Raw genomic sequence first — 13,573 nt, 5'->3', positions numbered from 1 at the left:
GAAAGCTTGATGGATGTCGACGACCTGATCCTGGTGAGCATTGACGACCACGTGGTCGAGCCGCCGGACATGTTCCTGCGTCACGTGCCCGCCAAGTACAAGCCCGAGGCCCCGATCGTCGTGGTTGACGACAAGGGCGTCGACCAGTGGATGTACCAGGGCAGGCCGCAGGGCGTGAGTGGACTGAACGCCGTGGTGTCGTGGCCGGCCGAGGAATGGGGCCGCGATCCAGCCGGTTTCGCCGAAATGCGGCCTGGCGTCTACGACGTTCACGAACGCGTTCGCGATATGGACCGCAACGGCATCCTCGCGTCGATGTGCTTCCCGACGTTCACCGGGTTCTCGGCTCGTCACCTCAATATGCACCGCGAGGAGGCGACGCTGGTGATGGTGTCGGCATATAACGACTGGCACATCGACGAGTGGGCCGGTTCCTACCCAGACCGATTCATCCCCATCGCCATTCTGCCGACGTGGAATCCGGAGGCCATGAGCGCCGAGATCCGCCGGGTAGCCGCCAAGGGCTGCCGGGCGGTCACCATGCCGGAACTGCCTCACCTGGAAGGACTTCCGAGCTACCACGACGACGACTACTGGGGCCCGGTATTCCGCACCCTGTCCGAACAGAACGTGGTGATGTGTCTGCACATCGGCACCGGATTCGGCGCGATCAGCATGGCCCCCAACGCGCCGATCGACAACATGATCATTCTGGCGACACAGGTGTCGGCAATGTGTGCGCAGGATCTGCTGTGGGGCCCCGCGATGCGCAGCTACCCCGATCTGAAGTTCGCCTTCTCCGAAGGCGGCATCGGCTGGATTCCGTTCTATCTGGACCGCAGCGACCGCCACTACACGAACCAGAAGTGGCTACGCCGCGACTTCGGCGACAAGCTGCCCAGCGACGTGTTCCGCGAGCACTCGCTGGCCTGCTACGTCACCGACAAGACTTCGTTGAAGCTGCGCCACGAGATCGGCATCGACATCATCGCCTGGGAGTGCGACTACCCGCATTCGGACTGCTTCTGGCCCGACGCGCCCGAGCAGGTGCTGGCCGAGCTGAATGGCGCCGGCGCCGACGACTCCGACATCAACAAGATCACCTGGGGTAACGCCTGCCGATTCTTCGGCTGGGATCCGTTCGCCCGCACACCGCGTGAGCAAGCAACCGTTAAAGCCCTGCGTGCCAACGCGACTGACGTGGATGTATCCATCCGGCCGCGTGCCGAGTGGGCACAGCTCTACCAGCAGAAGCAAGCCGCCGCAGTGCGGTAGCGGCCGCCTGACGCCGAACGTGACGGTGCAGTCACGTTGGCGGCCGAATGTGACTGCACCGTCACACTCGGCGGCAATGGGGGTTAGGCCTGCGGCAGATCCGGGGGCGGTCGGTACTCGGGCTGATATCCGGAGACGTGGATCGGAGAGCCGACTAGGCGGAAATCGCCGGCCGTGACAATCACTTCCGGCGTTGCTTTGAGGGCCTCGGGCAGCGTCCGTACCGCCGCGGCGGGCACGCCCAGGGGGCGCAGCCGTCGTTCCCAGCTCGCCGCGGTGTCGGTCGCCAGCATCGCGGTGACGACGGCGAGCACCTCGTCGCGGCGGGCCACCCGTTCGGCCATGGTGTCGAAACCGCCGATACCCGCTTCGGTGGCAAAGGATTTCCAAAATCCATCGTGGGTGATGAACAGCGCCAGATATCCGTCGGAGGTCGGAAAGAGCTGGGCTGGGACGTAATACGAGTGTGCACCGTTCGGTCTGCGCTGCGGCTCGACGCCGCTGTTCAGGTAGGCCGACGCGTGATAGTTCAGCTGCGAGAGCATGACGTCGCGCAGCGACACATCGACTTGCCCGCCGGTTCCCGAAACGATCTTGGCTAAAAGTCCCAGTGCCGCGGTCATTCCGGTGGAGTTGTCGGCTGACGAGTAGCCCGGCAGCGTCGGCGGGCCGTCCGGATCGCCGGTCAGAGCAGCGATACCGTAGCCGGCCTGAACCACATAGTCGAAGGCCGGGTCGTCGCCGCCGTGCAGGCCGAAGCCGGTGATTGCGACGCAGACGATCCGTTCGTTGTGCCGCCGCAACTGGTCGTAGGTGAGCCCCAGGCGACGGATGGCCGACGGTTTCAGGTTCACCAGCAGCGCATGGGATTCCGATACCAGATCGCCCAGGCGCTGCTGTCCCGCATCGGAATTCAGGTCTAGGCAGATGCTGGACTTGTTTCGGTTGAGGCTGGCGAAATAAGAGGGCCCGACACCGCGCGAGATCTCGCCTCCGCGGGGTTCGATCTTGGTGACCTCGGCACCGAGATCGGCGAGCAGCATCGTGGCATAAGGTCCGGCCAGCATAGTGCCGACCTCAAGGATCCGTATTCCCGCGAGCGGTCCCCGGGAAGTCACCGCAGTTCCGTTGCGAGCGCCGCGATCATCTCACGCGTCCGGCGCTTGGAGGCGATCAGTTCATCGCGGTTTTCCCCGATGGGCAGCAGGCGCACCGACAGGTCGGTCACGCCGGCGTCGGCGAAAGAGCGGAATCGCGACAGAATCTGTTCCGAGTCACCGGCCGCACACAGATCGCCGACATCGCGCGCATCCCCACGGTCGAGCAAGCGCTGGTAGTTGGGCGACACCTCGGCCTCACCCAAGATACGGTTGGCCCGCTCCTTGGCCGCATCGACTTGTGCAGGCGCACAAAGGCATACCGGTATGCCCGCGACGATCCGCGGCGCAGGCCGACCGGCATCCGCGGCGGCCTTGGTGATCTTCGGCGCGATGTGATCGCCGATCGCGCGCTCGTCAGCCATCCACAACACCGTGCCGTCGGCGAGTTCACCGGCAATCTGCAGCATCACCGGTCCCAGCGCGGCGATCAGCACCGGCATCGGGGTATCGGCGCCGATCGCCATCGGGTTATGCACCGTGAACGAATCGTTCTCGACGTCAACCGACCCCGGACCGGCAATCGCGCTGTTGAGCACCTGCAGGTAGTCACGGGTGTAGGCGGCAGGCTTCTCGTATGGCAAGCCGAGCATGTCCCGGATGATCCAATGGTGTGACGGCCCGACACCCAGTGCCAACCGCCCAGCGGCCACCGCATGCGTCGAGAGTGCCTGGCGGGCAAGGGCGATCGGATGCTGAGCTTGCAACGGCACCACCGCGGTCCCCAGCTCGATGCGCGAGCTGTGCGCGGCCATCAACGACACCATGGTCAGGCAGTCGAAGTCGTTGGGCACCTGCGGCATCCAAGCGGTGTCCAGACCCGCAGCTTCGGCCCATTTGATATCGGAGGCCAGTTTGTCCACCTTGCGGGCCATATCGCCACGCTCGGCGCCGATCATCACTCCGACGCGCATGGTTCCTCCGTGGCGGGTTGCATCGGTTCAACTTCCTCCGTGCCGGTGAGTGCGCGGATTTCGCGCACCAGGTTGTCCAGCGGTGTCCCGGTGGGGAATACCGCAGCGGCACCGGCGGAGAGCAGCTTGGACACGTCGGCGTGCGGGATGGTTCCACCGACGACGACGGCGATGTCCGCGGCGTCGGCGGCGCGCAACGCTTCGACGGTCCGGGCGGTGAGCGCCAGATGCGCGCCAGACAGGATGCTCAGGCCGACGACGGCGACGTCTTCCTGGACCGCGATGGAGGCGATGTCCTCGATGCGCTGCCGGATACCGGTGTAGATGACCTCGAATCCGGCGTCGCGCAACGTGCGTGCGACGATCTTGGCGCCGCGGTCGTGTCCGTCGAGGCCGGGTTTGGCCACCAGAACTCGCACCGCCATTTAGAACACCACCGGTTGCTGGAATTCGCCCCACACCGCTTTGAGTGCGGAGACCATTTCCCCTATCGTGCAGTAGGCGTTGGCGCAGTCGATCAGCTTGTGCATCAGGTTGTCGTCTCCCTCGGCAGAGCGCGACAGTGCCGCAAGGCAGGATTGCACTGCAGCCGAATCCCTTTCGGCCTTTACCTTGGACAATCGCTTGAGCTGCAGGTCGCGTCCCTCGGCGTCGAGCTCGTAGCTGACGACGTCGTGTGCCGGCTCCTCGGTCACGAACCGATTGACCCCGACGACCGGTCGGCTGCCGGCTTCGACGTCCTGATGCATCTTGAAGGCTTCGTCGGCGATCAAGCCCTGCAAGTAGCCGTCCTCGATGGCATGGACCATTCCGCCGTGCCGCTCGAGGTCGGACATGATCTCGATGATGCGAGCCTCGGTGGCGTCGGTGAGCGCCTCGACGAAATACGATCCGCCCAGCGGGTCGGCGACGCTGCCCACGCCGGTTTCGTGCGCCAGGATCTGCTGGGTGCGCAGCGCCAGCGTGGTGGTTTCCTCGGTGGGCAGGGCGAACGGCTCGTCCCAGGCCGCGGTGAACATCGACTGGACACCGCCCAGCACCGCGGCCATCGCCTCGTAGGCCACCCGGACGATGTTGTTATGGGCCTGCGGCGCGTACAGCGATGCACCGCCACAGACGCAGCCAAAGCGAAACATTGCCGCCTTGGCCGTCGTCGCCCCGTAGCGCTCCTGCACGATGGTCGCCCAACGTCGGCGCCCCGCACGGTATTTGGCGATCTCCTCGAAGAAGTCTCCGTGCGTGTAGAAGAAGAACGAGATCTGGGGTGCGAATTGGTCGATCGTCATGCGGCCGCGCTCCACCACGGTGTCGCAATAGGTCACCCCGTCGGCCAGGGTGAACGCCATCTCCTGTACCGCGTTGGCTCCTGCATCGCGGAAATGCGCACCGGCCACCGAAATAGCGTTGAACCTCGGCACTTCGGCCGCGCAGAACTCGATGGTGTCGGCGATCAATCGCAGCGACGGCTCCGGCGGCCAGATCCAGGTGCCGCGCGAGGCGTACTCCTTGAGGATGTCGTTCTGGATGGTTCCGGTGAGCTTCGCCCGCGGTATGCCCTTTTTCTCGGCGGCGGCGACGTAGAACGCCAGCAGGATCGCCGCCGTTCCGTTGATCGTCATGCTGGTGCTGAGCTTGTCCAGCGGAATGCCGTCGAACAAGATCTCGAAGTCGGCCAGGGTGTCGACCGCGACACCGACCCGGCCGACCTCCTCGCCGAACTCCGGATCGTCGGAGTCGTACCCGCACTGGGTGGGCAGGTCGAGCGCGACTGACAGCCCTGTTCCGCCCTGGTCGAGCAGGTACCGGTAGCGGCGGTTGGACTCCTCAGCGGTGCCGAAGCCGGAGTACTGCCGGAACGTCCACAGCTTGCCGCGATAGCCGGACGCGAAGTTGCCCCGCGTGAAGGGGAACTCCCCGGGCGCCGGAGGCTCCGCGCTCCTATCCGCCGGCCCGTATACGGGCTGCAGCGGGATACCGGAGGGAGTGTGGGCCGTATTATCCATCGGTGAATAACGTACTTGCAAAAAAAGAGAATGCCAATACCACGTGGTTGACCAGGCTAAACACGTGACCGGGCTGGACAAAGGAGACTCCAATGGCCGACAACAAGCTCGCCGACCGCACGGTCGTGATCTCCGGCGGCAGCCGGGGCATCGGACTCGCGATCGGACTCGGCGCCGCCCGCCACGGCGCCAACGTGGTGCTGCTGGCCAAGACCGACACCCCGCATCCCCGACTGCCCGGAACGGTGCACACCGCGGCCGCCGAGGTCGAGGCCACCGGCGGCAAGGCGCTGGCGGTCGTCGGCGACGTGCGCCGCGAAGAGGACGTGCAGCGGGTGGTCGACGCCGCGGTGCAGCGGTTCGGCCGGATCGACGTCTGCGTCAACAATGCCAGCGCGATCGCGGTGGAACCGACGGCCGTGCTGGCGGCCAAGAAGTACGACCTGATGCAGGAGGTCAACCTGCGCGGCACGTTCCTGCTGACCAAGGCGTGTGTGCCGCACTTAAAGAAATCGGCCAACCCGCACGTACTCACCATCTCGCCGCCGGTGAACATGAACCCACGCTGGCTGGGCGCCCACCCGGCCTACACGCTGTCCAAGTATGGGATGACGCTGCTGTCGCTGGGCTGGGCCGCAGAATTCGCCGACGACGGGATCGGCGTGAATTGCCTTTGGCCGCAGACCTATATCGCTACGGCCGCGGTAGCGAACATGGCCGAAGGGGACCGGTTGGCCGAGTCGTCGCGCAACCCCGAGATCATGGCCGACGCCGCCGTCGAAATCATCTCTCGGCCCGCCCGGGAAGCCACCGGTGAATGCCACATCGACGCCGACGTTCTGCAGTCGGCCGGGGCCACGGATCTGTCTCGGTACGGCGGCGGAGATCAGCCGATTCCGGACCTGTTCTTGGACTGAAGCGTTAAATCATGTGCGGCAGATGATTTCGCCGTGCGGAATCGCTAGCCAACCGTCTTTCGCAGCGGCCCACTGCCCCCATGCCTGCGAGATCTCCTCGAGCTGCACGGTGGTGGCCAGGCCAAACCGCAGAATGTCGCGGGCGATCCCGGAATGCAGGATTCGGTCGGCCCACATGCCTCCCCACCATTCACGGGTCTCGGGCGTGGCATAACACCAGAGGCTTCCGGTGGGTGTGACGTCGTCGAACCCCGCTTCCAGCGCCCACGACAGCAGCCGCCGGCCGGCGTCCGGTTCGCCGCCATTGGAGCGCGCGGCCTGTTGGTAGATGTCACGCCAAAAGTCCAGTGCCGCAACGTGTGGATGCCAGACGAAGCCCGCGTAATCGGCGTCGCGAGCCGCCACGATTCCGCCGGGCTTACACACTCGGCGCATTTCCCGCAGCGCCTGCACCGGATTCGCGACGTGCTGCAGCACCTGGTGTGCGTGCACGACGTCGAAGGTGTCGTCGGGAAACTCGAGCCGCTCCACATCGGCGGTCACGAATGAGACGTTGGACAGATTGTGCTGCTGAGCCTCTTCGCGTGCCACGTCGAGCACATCGGCGAACTGATCGATGGCCGTGACCGATCCGGGCGCGACCCTGGCGGCTAGGTCCACGGTGATCGTCCCGGGACCACACCCCACGTCGAGCAGCGTGCACCCCGGCTTCAGATACGGCAGCAGATAGCCCGCGGAGTCCGCAGCGGTGCGCCGCTGATGACTGCGCAGCACCGACTCGTGATGTCCATGCGTGTACTTGATGTCGCTCATGACGCAGAGCCTACTGGCGTCTGGCCACAATATGAAACTAGTGTCTCACTATATGAGACACTAGTCGACCGGGACGTTGAGAATCGGACGGTCGACACCGGCCCCGGGGCCGTCGAAATGCCACCACTCACCGGAATACGGGGACAATCCGCCGTACTTCATCGCGTCGCGCAACCGAGCCCGGTTCGCCTGCGCATCGGCACTGACACCTTGCGTTGCGAATGCCGTTGCGCGCGGGGAGAAATCGTCGAAGTCGGTACCCATGTCGGCTAGGCAGAGCCCGCCCGCGTGACTTTCCGGCGGGCACTGCGGTGGCACGCTGGTGAACGTGACATCGACCGACCGCCCCGACTCGTGGCTGTGTGCAAACGATCCGGGCCGTGCCACCCAGGCCGGGTTAGGGACGACGTTGAACATCCTGACCTGAACATCGTGCGGCCGGTAGCAATCCCAGAACACCAATAGGTGCCCCTGCGCGCGCAGCGCCGACGCGGCATTCGCGAGGCCTTGGGACATGGATTGGTGCACCAGGCACCGGGCGTCGGAGGGATACAGCTGCGTGCCGGTGAAGTTGTTGGTCGTCGCGTAACGCAGGTCGACGATCGCGTCGGGAACGACGGTGCGGATGTCGACGAATCCGGCCGCGCGCGCCGCGTCGCTGACGGGCGGCACGTCGGGACTGGCCGGCGCGACGGCCACTTCGGACAGCGCAACGAAAGCAGCCAGCAGCAGCGGGAGAACCAGGCACATAGGACGCATCCAGCCATTGTCGCGGCTAACCGCCGGTTAGCCCGGTAAGGCAATGGCCGAAAACACGCCCTCGGGGTCGAACTGCTCCTTTGCGGCGCACAATCGCGCGGCGTTGCTGCCGTAGGCATGTGCTATCTGTTCGCGCTCGCCCGGCCCCAGCATGTTCGGATAGCCCCCGGGCAGGGCGTGCGGAGCCAGATCCGCGTCGAGGCGACCTGCCCAGCCGATGTGTGCGGCGGCGTCATCGCCGGGCTCCCAGGCCGCCACGATCTCGATCATGCGGTGCGGTATGCGCAGGCCGAACGCCGTGCTCGCGAGGGGAACCCGAGTGGCGGCGCCGTGAAAGTGATGCACGACAACGCCTGAGTACCTTGATGTTTGACGTTGACCCGCGTCGATCAGCGCCGCGATGACTTCCGGCGTGAAGTGGCTGACGTTTCGGGTCCGTGCTGCGTAGTGGCGCCCGTCGGTGACAAACGAGTCGAACTGCCGCAGCATTGCCAGGTAGCTGGTCGGTGCGACGCTTGTCGCCAGCGGTGTACCCAGCGATCGCAGCGGCGCGATGGCGCGCTCGCCGTCGGGCCGCTCGCCGCACCAGACCGGCGACAAGAAGACCGTCGGACCCCCGTCGGGGCCGGGCAGGATGCCGGTCTGCACGGTGAGCGCGTCCGGCGCCTCGGCGAGGATATCGTCCAACCGCGCCCACACCCCGGCGGCGGCAGACCACGGATACACGATGAGGCCCGCCAGAAGTTCGGGTACTGGATGCAGCCGCAGGCTTACCGACGTGACTACGCCGAAATTGCCACCGCCGCCGCGCAGGGCCCAGTACAGCTCGGGCTCCTCCGACGGCGTGGCCGTGACCGCGCGGCCGTCGGCGAGCACCACCTCGGCACCGAGCAGGTTGTCAAGCGCCAGGCCGTAACGGCCCAGCAGCGGCCCGTAACCACCGCCCAGGGTCAATCCAGTCATGCCGACTCCGCCGACGGTGCCCGCCGCGGCGGTCAATCCATCAGGCTCCGCCGCGCTGATCACGTCGCCGGCGGTGGCGCCGCCCTGCAAGGTCGCGACCCGGCTTTGCGGGTCCACGATGACGTGCGCCATCGCGGACAGGTCGATGCCAGCCCGCCGTGGCACAGTGCCCGGCCTGCCCAGTCGTGTCCGCCGCCGCGAACCGACACCGCCAGATTGTGCTGCCGCGCCGCAAGGACTGCGATTTGCACCTCGACGCGGGTGCGCGGACGCACGATCAATGCGGGCACGTGATCGATGGCGCCGTTCCAGATTCGGCAGCTCTGGTCGTAGGCGGGACCGGTTAGCAGGCGATCGCCAGGGAGCCGGCGATTGAGTTCGTCGGCGACGGCCGCTGCGGCCGCAGTCGTCGAAGGGCATGTCGACATGGGGCTTCCTTTGCTCACCCAACCGCAGGTTGGAGCACTACTTGAAATATTAGAGTGTGACTCTGATTCGCTAGGTTAGTGCTAGTCTCACTGGAGTGCAACTCCAACGAAGGGGCCACTGAACATGACGGATCGCAAGGCCACACCGACGTCGACCCGGGTCGTCAGCCGACGGGCGGAGTACGCCGAAGCGACGCGCCAAGCAGCCGTCGACGCCGCACGTCGCCTGTTTCGCGACAAGGGTTATTTCGCCACCACTGTCAACGAAATCGCTGCCGAGGCAAGGGTTTCCCCGGCCACCGTATATGCCGTCAACGGTGGCAAGCAGGGGCTCCTACGCGCGCTGATCGACGTGTGGTCGGCCGCACCCGTGGTCGCAGTGGCGGCCGAACACATCGCGGGCCTCGACGACCCCGCGGAGATTCTGCGCTACCTCACCGCGCTGACCAGGCAGATGCGGCAGGACTATGGCGACATCATGCGTGTCGTCATCGCCGCCGCCCCCCACGACAGCACCGCTGCCGAGGGGCTCGCCCTGGGCACGCGCCGTTACCGGGAAGGCAATGGGATCGCCGCCCGGCGCATCGCCGAATTGGGCGGCCTGCGCGACGGCATGGACGCCGCGGCGGCGCTCGACATCATGTGGTTCTACCTCGGCTATGCCGGGTTTTTCACCCTCGTCGACGACAACGGATGGAGCTATGCCAAAGCCGAAGAGTGGCTTTGCCACACCGTCAGCCAGGCGGTGCTGAAGCCCCACTACGACTGAGATAACGCCGCCACCGGGCGACGCGGCGGCCATTGATGAACCGCGGCCGATCACTTATCGTCCTGGATAGCCGATCGGCTAGTCTGTGGTCGACGGCTCGGAGGAGCTGTGGCGATGGCGAAGTTCGGCGTGGGTGTCATGCACAACACGATCAATTCGCGTTTCGGCCCAAAGCCTTTAATCCATGCCGATTACCTGACCGGACTAGCGTGCGGAGCCGACTCGTTCTGGGTCGCCGACCATCTGAATTCGGTGCTGCCACCGTCGATGTGGAAGCCCGAGCACGTCGGCGCCGCTCGCATCATCCGAAGATGGACGCGCACCTGGAGCCCTGGACGATGCTCGGCTACCTCGCCGGGCGCAACAAGGCCCGGATGCGACTCGGCGTCGCCGTCACCGACACCGGCCGCCGCAACCCCGCCGTCACCGCGCAGGCCGTGGCGTCGTTGCACCTGTTGACCAAGGGCCGGGCGGTGCTGGGCATCGGAACAGGCGAGCGCGAAAGCAACGCTCCCTACGGCGTCGACTGGTCGAAACCAGTGGCACGCTTCGAGGAAGCGGTGGCCACCATCCGAGCGCTCTGGGACTCCGGCGGTGAATTGGTCACCCGCGACTCGCCGTTCTTCCCTTTGCACAACGCGACTTTCGCGCTTCCGCCGTACCAGGGCAAGTGGCCCGAGATCTGGATTGCCGCCCACGGGCCCCGAATGATGCGCGCCACCGGCAGATACGCAGACGGCTGGTTTCCCGGTACCACGCGCGCGACCGAATACGGTGAGCAACTCGAGATCGTGCGCGCCGCGGCGTCGGATGCCGGGCGCGACCCACAGGCCATCACCCCGGCCCTCATTCGGTTCATCGTGACCGGACGGTCCCGCGACGAAATCGATGAGGTCGTCGATTCCGATATCGCCAAGGTGTTCACCCTCAACTCCCCCGCCAAAGACTGGGAACGCCACGGCGCGCAGCATCCGCTGGGGGCAGACTTCACCGGAGTCCAAGACCTGATTCCACAGTTGATCGACGAGCAGACCGCGCTGTCCTACGCGGCTAAGGTGCCGCGGTCGCTGGTCCAGGAATTGTTCGCGGTGGGCACACCCGATGAGGTCATCGAACAGATCGCGGAGTTCCGCGACCATGGGCTGCGCTACCTCGTGGTGGGCAATGCCGGTGCGATTCAACCGAGTATGCGCAAAAGCGCGTACGCGACCACGCCGTACGTCAAGGTCGTGCGAGGCCTGCGGAAGCTCTGAGCAAGGAGGCGGTTGGCAATGCCGATGATCGACCTGACGTTCGTGCGTGACTCCGTCGACGAGCCTGCGCTGCGCCGGCTCACCGACGAGTTGGTCACCGCGCTGCTACGCGCCGAACGCGCCCCTGACACACCGTTTCTGCGCGACAACACCTTGGTGTACCTGCATCCGATGGAGCCCGCCCAGCTCTCGGTCGGTGGCCGCGGCCCCGGCGGACCCCGGTTCCGGGTCGACCTGACCGTATTCGCGGGCGCGCTCGACAAGGACCGTAAGGAACAGCTCACCGCCGATGTGCACGCCGCGGTGTGTGCCGCGGCCGAAATCGAGCCGAAGGGTCCACGGGCATTTCACGTCTGGACGCTGATTCACGAAATCCCCGAAGGCAATTGGGGTGGCGGCGGCAAAGTCATCTACTACCAACAAGTGAAAGGCCTTGCCGCCGAGGACTAATGCCCGAGTGAACGGTTGACCTGGGCAATGATTTGATTATCAGTAAAAGCTCGCGCTCACGCCGCGTGTGAGCTGGATTGCATCCTGCCGGACATGTGATTTGCCTAACTGTCGGCTCAATTATAGGCGTCGACGTTCACTACCTTTGGTACGTTCGCAGCCTTAGCTTTCGCAGAAACAATGGGTCAGGAAAAAATGCAAAGAATCATCGCGCTGTTCTTCGTTGGCGCCAATATGCTTGCGACGGCGACATTCTGGGGCGCAACGGGCGTTGCCACGGCAGATGCCAGTTCCGCGGGCTCACTCGTCCCGCTGACTCCAAAGTTTCGGGCCTGCGACTTCACCTGGTCGGAAAATGTGCCGACCATGGGTAAGGGCAGCGGCCAGGCCGTCATTAGCAAGGCGGCATCCAACAGGGTGGTCGCGCAGGTGCAATTAATCGCGGCCGAACCGCAAGCCCACTACAACGTCAGGCTGATTCAGTCGCCCCGGAATTCCGCGGGCTGCGGGGCCGGAGATATCGGCGTCACCGCCGGCGGTATCGATACCGACGGCACCGGTGCGGGCACGATGACGCTCGAAGGCGCAATCTCTGCGAATTCCACCGGCGTCTGGGTTTTCGTTGACCGTCCGTCGGCGCACTCGCAAACACCGATTGATTTCTACACATCGGAAGTCATCACGCCGATCTAGTTGTGCCAGAAGGCATTGCGCTACAACGCCTAATCGATTCACTGCGCGGATCGCTACCATGGATTTCATGGCTCCCAAAGCGGCGACCGCGGACACGGTCAGTCTTTCCCAACTTCTCGAGTTCATCCGGCCGCGACACAAGATGCTGCTGACCACTTTTCGTTCGGACGGTTCGCTGCACAGTTCGCCGGTGGCCGGAGGCGTGGACGAGCAGGGCCGCATAGTGATCGCGACCTATCCCCAACGCGCCAAATGCGGCAATCTGCGCCGCAACCCGTCGGCGAGCGTGGTGGTTCTCTCCGATGAGTTCAACGGGCCCTACGTGCAAGTCGATGGGGAGGCCGAGGTAATCGACCTGCCCGACGCGATGGAACTGCTGGTCGACTACTACCGGGTGCTCGCCGGCGAGCACCCCGACTGGGCGGAATACCGCCGGGCCATGGTGGACCAAGGCAAGTGTTTGATTCGCATGACGCCGCGCCGCTGGGGGCCGGTAGCCACCGGCGGTTTCCCGCCGAAGTAGGCGCGCAATTCAGCGTGGTGGCCAGGGGCGGGATCGAACCGCCGACCTTCCGCTTTTCAGGCGGACGCTCGTACCGACTGAGCTACCTGGCCGGAAGGCAATGCGTGCCTCGCCGTTTTGGCGACCCTGACGGGACTCGAACCCGCGACCTCCGCCGTGACAGGGCGGCGCGCTAACCAACTGCGCCACAGGGCCTTGCTCTACTGCTCGCTCCGACGTTGCCGCCGCTGCGCGTACCCCCAACGGGATTCGAACCCGTGCTACCGCCGTGAAAGGGCGGCGTCCTAGGCCACTAGACGATGGGGGCCAAAGTCCAACTACCGTTGGGAGCCACGCCAGCTTAGGTCACCGCGGGCCTAATCCTCAAACGAGCGCCGTTCGAGCCGCGTTTGGAGCCCAAGTATCCTGAACGTTCGCCGCCCCTATAGCTCAGTTGGTAGAGCTACGGACTTTTAATCCGCAGGTCCTAGGTTCGAGTCCTAGTGGGGGCACAGACCAGACTGTATTAGCTCGGCTGATGCTTGACATTTCGTCTTCGGGTGATGGCTGACAGTGTTTCGGCTGATGGTTGACAGTTACTTCGGTTGATCCTTGACACTCCCTAGATGAGGGAGTTGAGCGTGGCCGAGCAGAGGTATCAGGCCGTGTTGGCGGTG

Annotated in this window: 14 protein-coding genes, 4 tRNA genes and 1 pseudogene; 8 read left to right on the top strand and 11 right to left on the bottom strand. The window is 65.1% G+C overall.

Going from position 1 to position 13,573, the window contains the following annotated elements:
* Nucleotides 1-9 precede the first annotated feature (9 nt).
* Entirely contained in the window at nucleotides 10-1,275 is a 1,266-nt protein-coding gene (locus DB708_RS22620) for an amidohydrolase family protein (RefSeq protein ID WP_108925722.1), read from the top strand.
* Between the two features lie 83 nt (nucleotides 1,276-1,358).
* On the opposite strand, the gene DB708_RS22615 is transcribed toward DB708_RS22620, so the two are convergent.
* Genes DB708_RS22615 through DB708_RS22600 form a run of 4 tightly spaced genes read right to left on the bottom strand, consistent with a single transcriptional unit; the run spans nucleotide 1,359 to nucleotide 5,349 of the window.
* On the bottom strand, nucleotides 1,359-2,393 hold the full coding sequence (locus DB708_RS22615) for a CaiB/BaiF CoA transferase family protein (protein WP_108925721.1): 1,035 nt from the start codon (nucleotides 2,391-2,393) through the stop codon (nucleotides 1,359-1,361).
* On the bottom strand, nucleotides 2,390-3,346 hold the full coding sequence (locus DB708_RS22610) for an LLM class F420-dependent oxidoreductase (protein WP_108925720.1): 957 nt from the start codon (nucleotides 3,344-3,346) through the stop codon (nucleotides 2,390-2,392). The genes DB708_RS22615 and DB708_RS22610 overlap by 4 nt, the downstream gene beginning before the upstream one ends.
* A complete protein-coding gene (locus tag DB708_RS22605; protein WP_108925719.1) occupies nucleotides 3,331-3,771 on the bottom strand; it encodes a cobalamin-dependent protein in 441 nt (146 codons plus the stop codon). The genes DB708_RS22610 and DB708_RS22605 overlap by 16 nt, the downstream gene beginning before the upstream one ends.
* Complete coding sequence (locus DB708_RS22600) at nucleotides 3,772-5,349, bottom strand: methylmalonyl-CoA mutase family protein (RefSeq protein WP_108925718.1); 1,578 nt, start codon at nucleotides 5,347-5,349, stop codon at nucleotides 3,772-3,774.
* Nucleotides 5,350-5,441: 92 nt separating this feature from the next.
* On the opposite strand from DB708_RS22600, the gene DB708_RS22595 reads away from it, so the two are divergent.
* Nucleotides 5,442-6,266, top strand: coding sequence for an SDR family oxidoreductase (locus DB708_RS22595; protein ID WP_108925717.1), 825 nt, complete (start codon nucleotides 5,442-5,444; stop codon nucleotides 6,264-6,266).
* A gap of 9 nt (nucleotides 6,267-6,275) precedes the next feature.
* On the opposite strand, the gene DB708_RS22590 is transcribed toward DB708_RS22595, so the two are convergent.
* Genes DB708_RS22590 through DB708_RS28335 form a run of 4 tightly spaced genes read right to left on the bottom strand, consistent with a single transcriptional unit; the run spans nucleotide 6,276 to nucleotide 9,229 of the window.
* Complete coding sequence (locus tag DB708_RS22590; RefSeq protein ID WP_108925716.1) at nucleotides 6,276-7,079, bottom strand: methyltransferase domain-containing protein; 804 nt, start codon at nucleotides 7,077-7,079, stop codon at nucleotides 6,276-6,278.
* A 60-nt stretch (nucleotides 7,080-7,139) separates the two neighbouring features.
* A complete protein-coding gene (locus DB708_RS22585; protein WP_409347624.1) occupies nucleotides 7,140-7,829 on the bottom strand; it encodes a M15 family metallopeptidase in 690 nt (229 codons plus the stop codon).
* 36 nt (nucleotides 7,830-7,865) lie between these two features.
* On the bottom strand, nucleotides 7,866-8,966 hold the full coding sequence (locus DB708_RS22580; RefSeq protein WP_235616900.1) for an FAD-binding oxidoreductase: 1,101 nt from the start codon (nucleotides 8,964-8,966) through the stop codon (nucleotides 7,866-7,868).
* Nucleotides 8,861-9,229, bottom strand: coding sequence for an FAD-binding protein (locus tag DB708_RS28335; RefSeq protein ID WP_201263592.1), 369 nt, complete (start codon nucleotides 9,227-9,229; stop codon nucleotides 8,861-8,863). The genes DB708_RS22580 and DB708_RS28335 overlap by 106 nt, the downstream gene beginning before the upstream one ends.
* Nucleotides 9,230-9,353: 124 nt before the next feature.
* On the opposite strand from DB708_RS28335, the gene DB708_RS22575 reads away from it, so the two are divergent.
* The 5 genes and pseudogenes from DB708_RS22575 to DB708_RS22555 all read left to right on the top strand — a co-directional run bounded on the left by DB708_RS22575 (nucleotide 9,354) and on the right by DB708_RS22555 (nucleotide 12,917).
* Nucleotides 9,354-9,998, top strand: a complete 645-nt coding sequence (locus tag DB708_RS22575; RefSeq protein WP_108925714.1) for a TetR/AcrR family transcriptional regulator — start codon at nucleotides 9,354-9,356, stop codon at nucleotides 9,996-9,998.
* 114 nt (nucleotides 9,999-10,112) lie between these two features.
* Nucleotides 10,113-11,251, top strand: a pseudogene (locus tag DB708_RS22570) (LLM class flavin-dependent oxidoreductase).
* Between the two features lie 18 nt (nucleotides 11,252-11,269).
* On the top strand, nucleotides 11,270-11,701 hold the full coding sequence (locus tag DB708_RS22565) for a tautomerase family protein (protein ID WP_108925713.1): 432 nt from the start codon (nucleotides 11,270-11,272) through the stop codon (nucleotides 11,699-11,701).
* A gap of 180 nt (nucleotides 11,702-11,881) precedes the next feature.
* Nucleotides 11,882-12,394 carry a hypothetical protein gene (locus DB708_RS22560; protein ID WP_108925712.1) on the top strand — a complete coding sequence of 171 codons (513 nt, stop codon included), beginning with the start codon at nucleotides 11,882-11,884 and terminating at the stop codon, nucleotides 12,392-12,394.
* A gap of 67 nt (nucleotides 12,395-12,461) precedes the next feature.
* Nucleotides 12,462-12,917, top strand: coding sequence for a PPOX class F420-dependent oxidoreductase (locus DB708_RS22555; protein WP_108925854.1), 456 nt, complete (start codon nucleotides 12,462-12,464; stop codon nucleotides 12,915-12,917).
* A 15-nt stretch (nucleotides 12,918-12,932) separates the two neighbouring features.
* Here the strand turns inward: DB708_RS22555 and DB708_RS22550 are convergent.
* From DB708_RS22550 to DB708_RS22540, 3 genes are all read right to left on the bottom strand, one after another.
* Nucleotides 12,933-13,009: transfer RNA gene (locus tag DB708_RS22550), tRNA-Phe, on the bottom strand.
* 26 nt (nucleotides 13,010-13,035) lie between these two features.
* Nucleotides 13,036-13,112: transfer RNA gene (locus DB708_RS22545), tRNA-Asp, on the bottom strand.
* Nucleotides 13,113-13,151: 39 nt separating this feature from the next.
* Nucleotides 13,152-13,224 (bottom strand) — tRNA-Glu (locus DB708_RS22540).
* Nucleotides 13,225-13,335: 111 nt separating this feature from the next.
* Here DB708_RS22540 and DB708_RS22535 point away from each other — a divergent pair.
* Nucleotides 13,336-13,408: transfer RNA gene (locus DB708_RS22535), tRNA-Lys, on the top strand.
* Nucleotides 13,409-13,573: the final 165 nt, after the last annotated feature.

Source organism: Mycobacterium montefiorense (assembly GCF_003112775.1).
In the GTDB taxonomy this organism is placed as follows: domain Bacteria; phylum Actinomycetota; class Actinomycetes; order Mycobacteriales; family Mycobacteriaceae; genus Mycobacterium; species Mycobacterium montefiorense.
This window is presented reverse-complemented; position numbering and strand designations above follow the sequence as displayed.

Bases quoted from the DNA above. Each gene is read 5' to 3' on its own strand.
- DB708_RS22620 (WP_108925722.1), top strand. From the start codon at position 10: ATGGATGTCGACGACCTGATCCTGGTGAGCATTGACGACCACGTGGTC.
- DB708_RS22610 (WP_108925720.1), bottom strand. From the start codon at position 3,346: ATGCGCGTCGGAGTGATGATCGGCGCCGAGCGTGGCGATATGGCCCGC.
- DB708_RS22605 (WP_108925719.1), bottom strand. From the start codon at position 3,771: ATGGCGGTGCGAGTTCTGGTGGCCAAACCCGGCCTCGACGGACACGAC.
- DB708_RS22600 (WP_108925718.1), bottom strand. From the start codon at position 5,349: ATGGATAATACGGCCCACACTCCCTCCGGTATCCCGCTGCAGCCCGTA.
- DB708_RS22595 (WP_108925717.1), top strand. From the start codon at position 5,442: ATGGCCGACAACAAGCTCGCCGACCGCACGGTCGTGATCTCCGGCGGC.
- DB708_RS22590 (WP_108925716.1), bottom strand. From the start codon at position 7,079: ATGAGCGACATCAAGTACACGCATGGACATCACGAGTCGGTGCTGCGC.
- DB708_RS22585 (WP_409347624.1), bottom strand. From the start codon at position 7,829: ATGTGCCTGGTTCTCCCGCTGCTGCTGGCTGCTTTCGTTGCGCTGTCC.
- DB708_RS28335 (WP_201263592.1), bottom strand. From the start codon at position 9,229: ATGTCGACATGCCCTTCGACGACTGCGGCCGCAGCGGCCGTCGCCGAC.
- DB708_RS22575 (WP_108925714.1), top strand. From the start codon at position 9,354: ATGACGGATCGCAAGGCCACACCGACGTCGACCCGGGTCGTCAGCCGA.
- DB708_RS22565 (WP_108925713.1), top strand. From the start codon at position 11,270: ATGCCGATGATCGACCTGACGTTCGTGCGTGACTCCGTCGACGAGCCT.
- DB708_RS22560 (WP_108925712.1), top strand. From the start codon at position 11,882: ATGGGTCAGGAAAAAATGCAAAGAATCATCGCGCTGTTCTTCGTTGGC.
- DB708_RS22555 (WP_108925854.1), top strand. From the start codon at position 12,462: ATGGCTCCCAAAGCGGCGACCGCGGACACGGTCAGTCTTTCCCAACTT.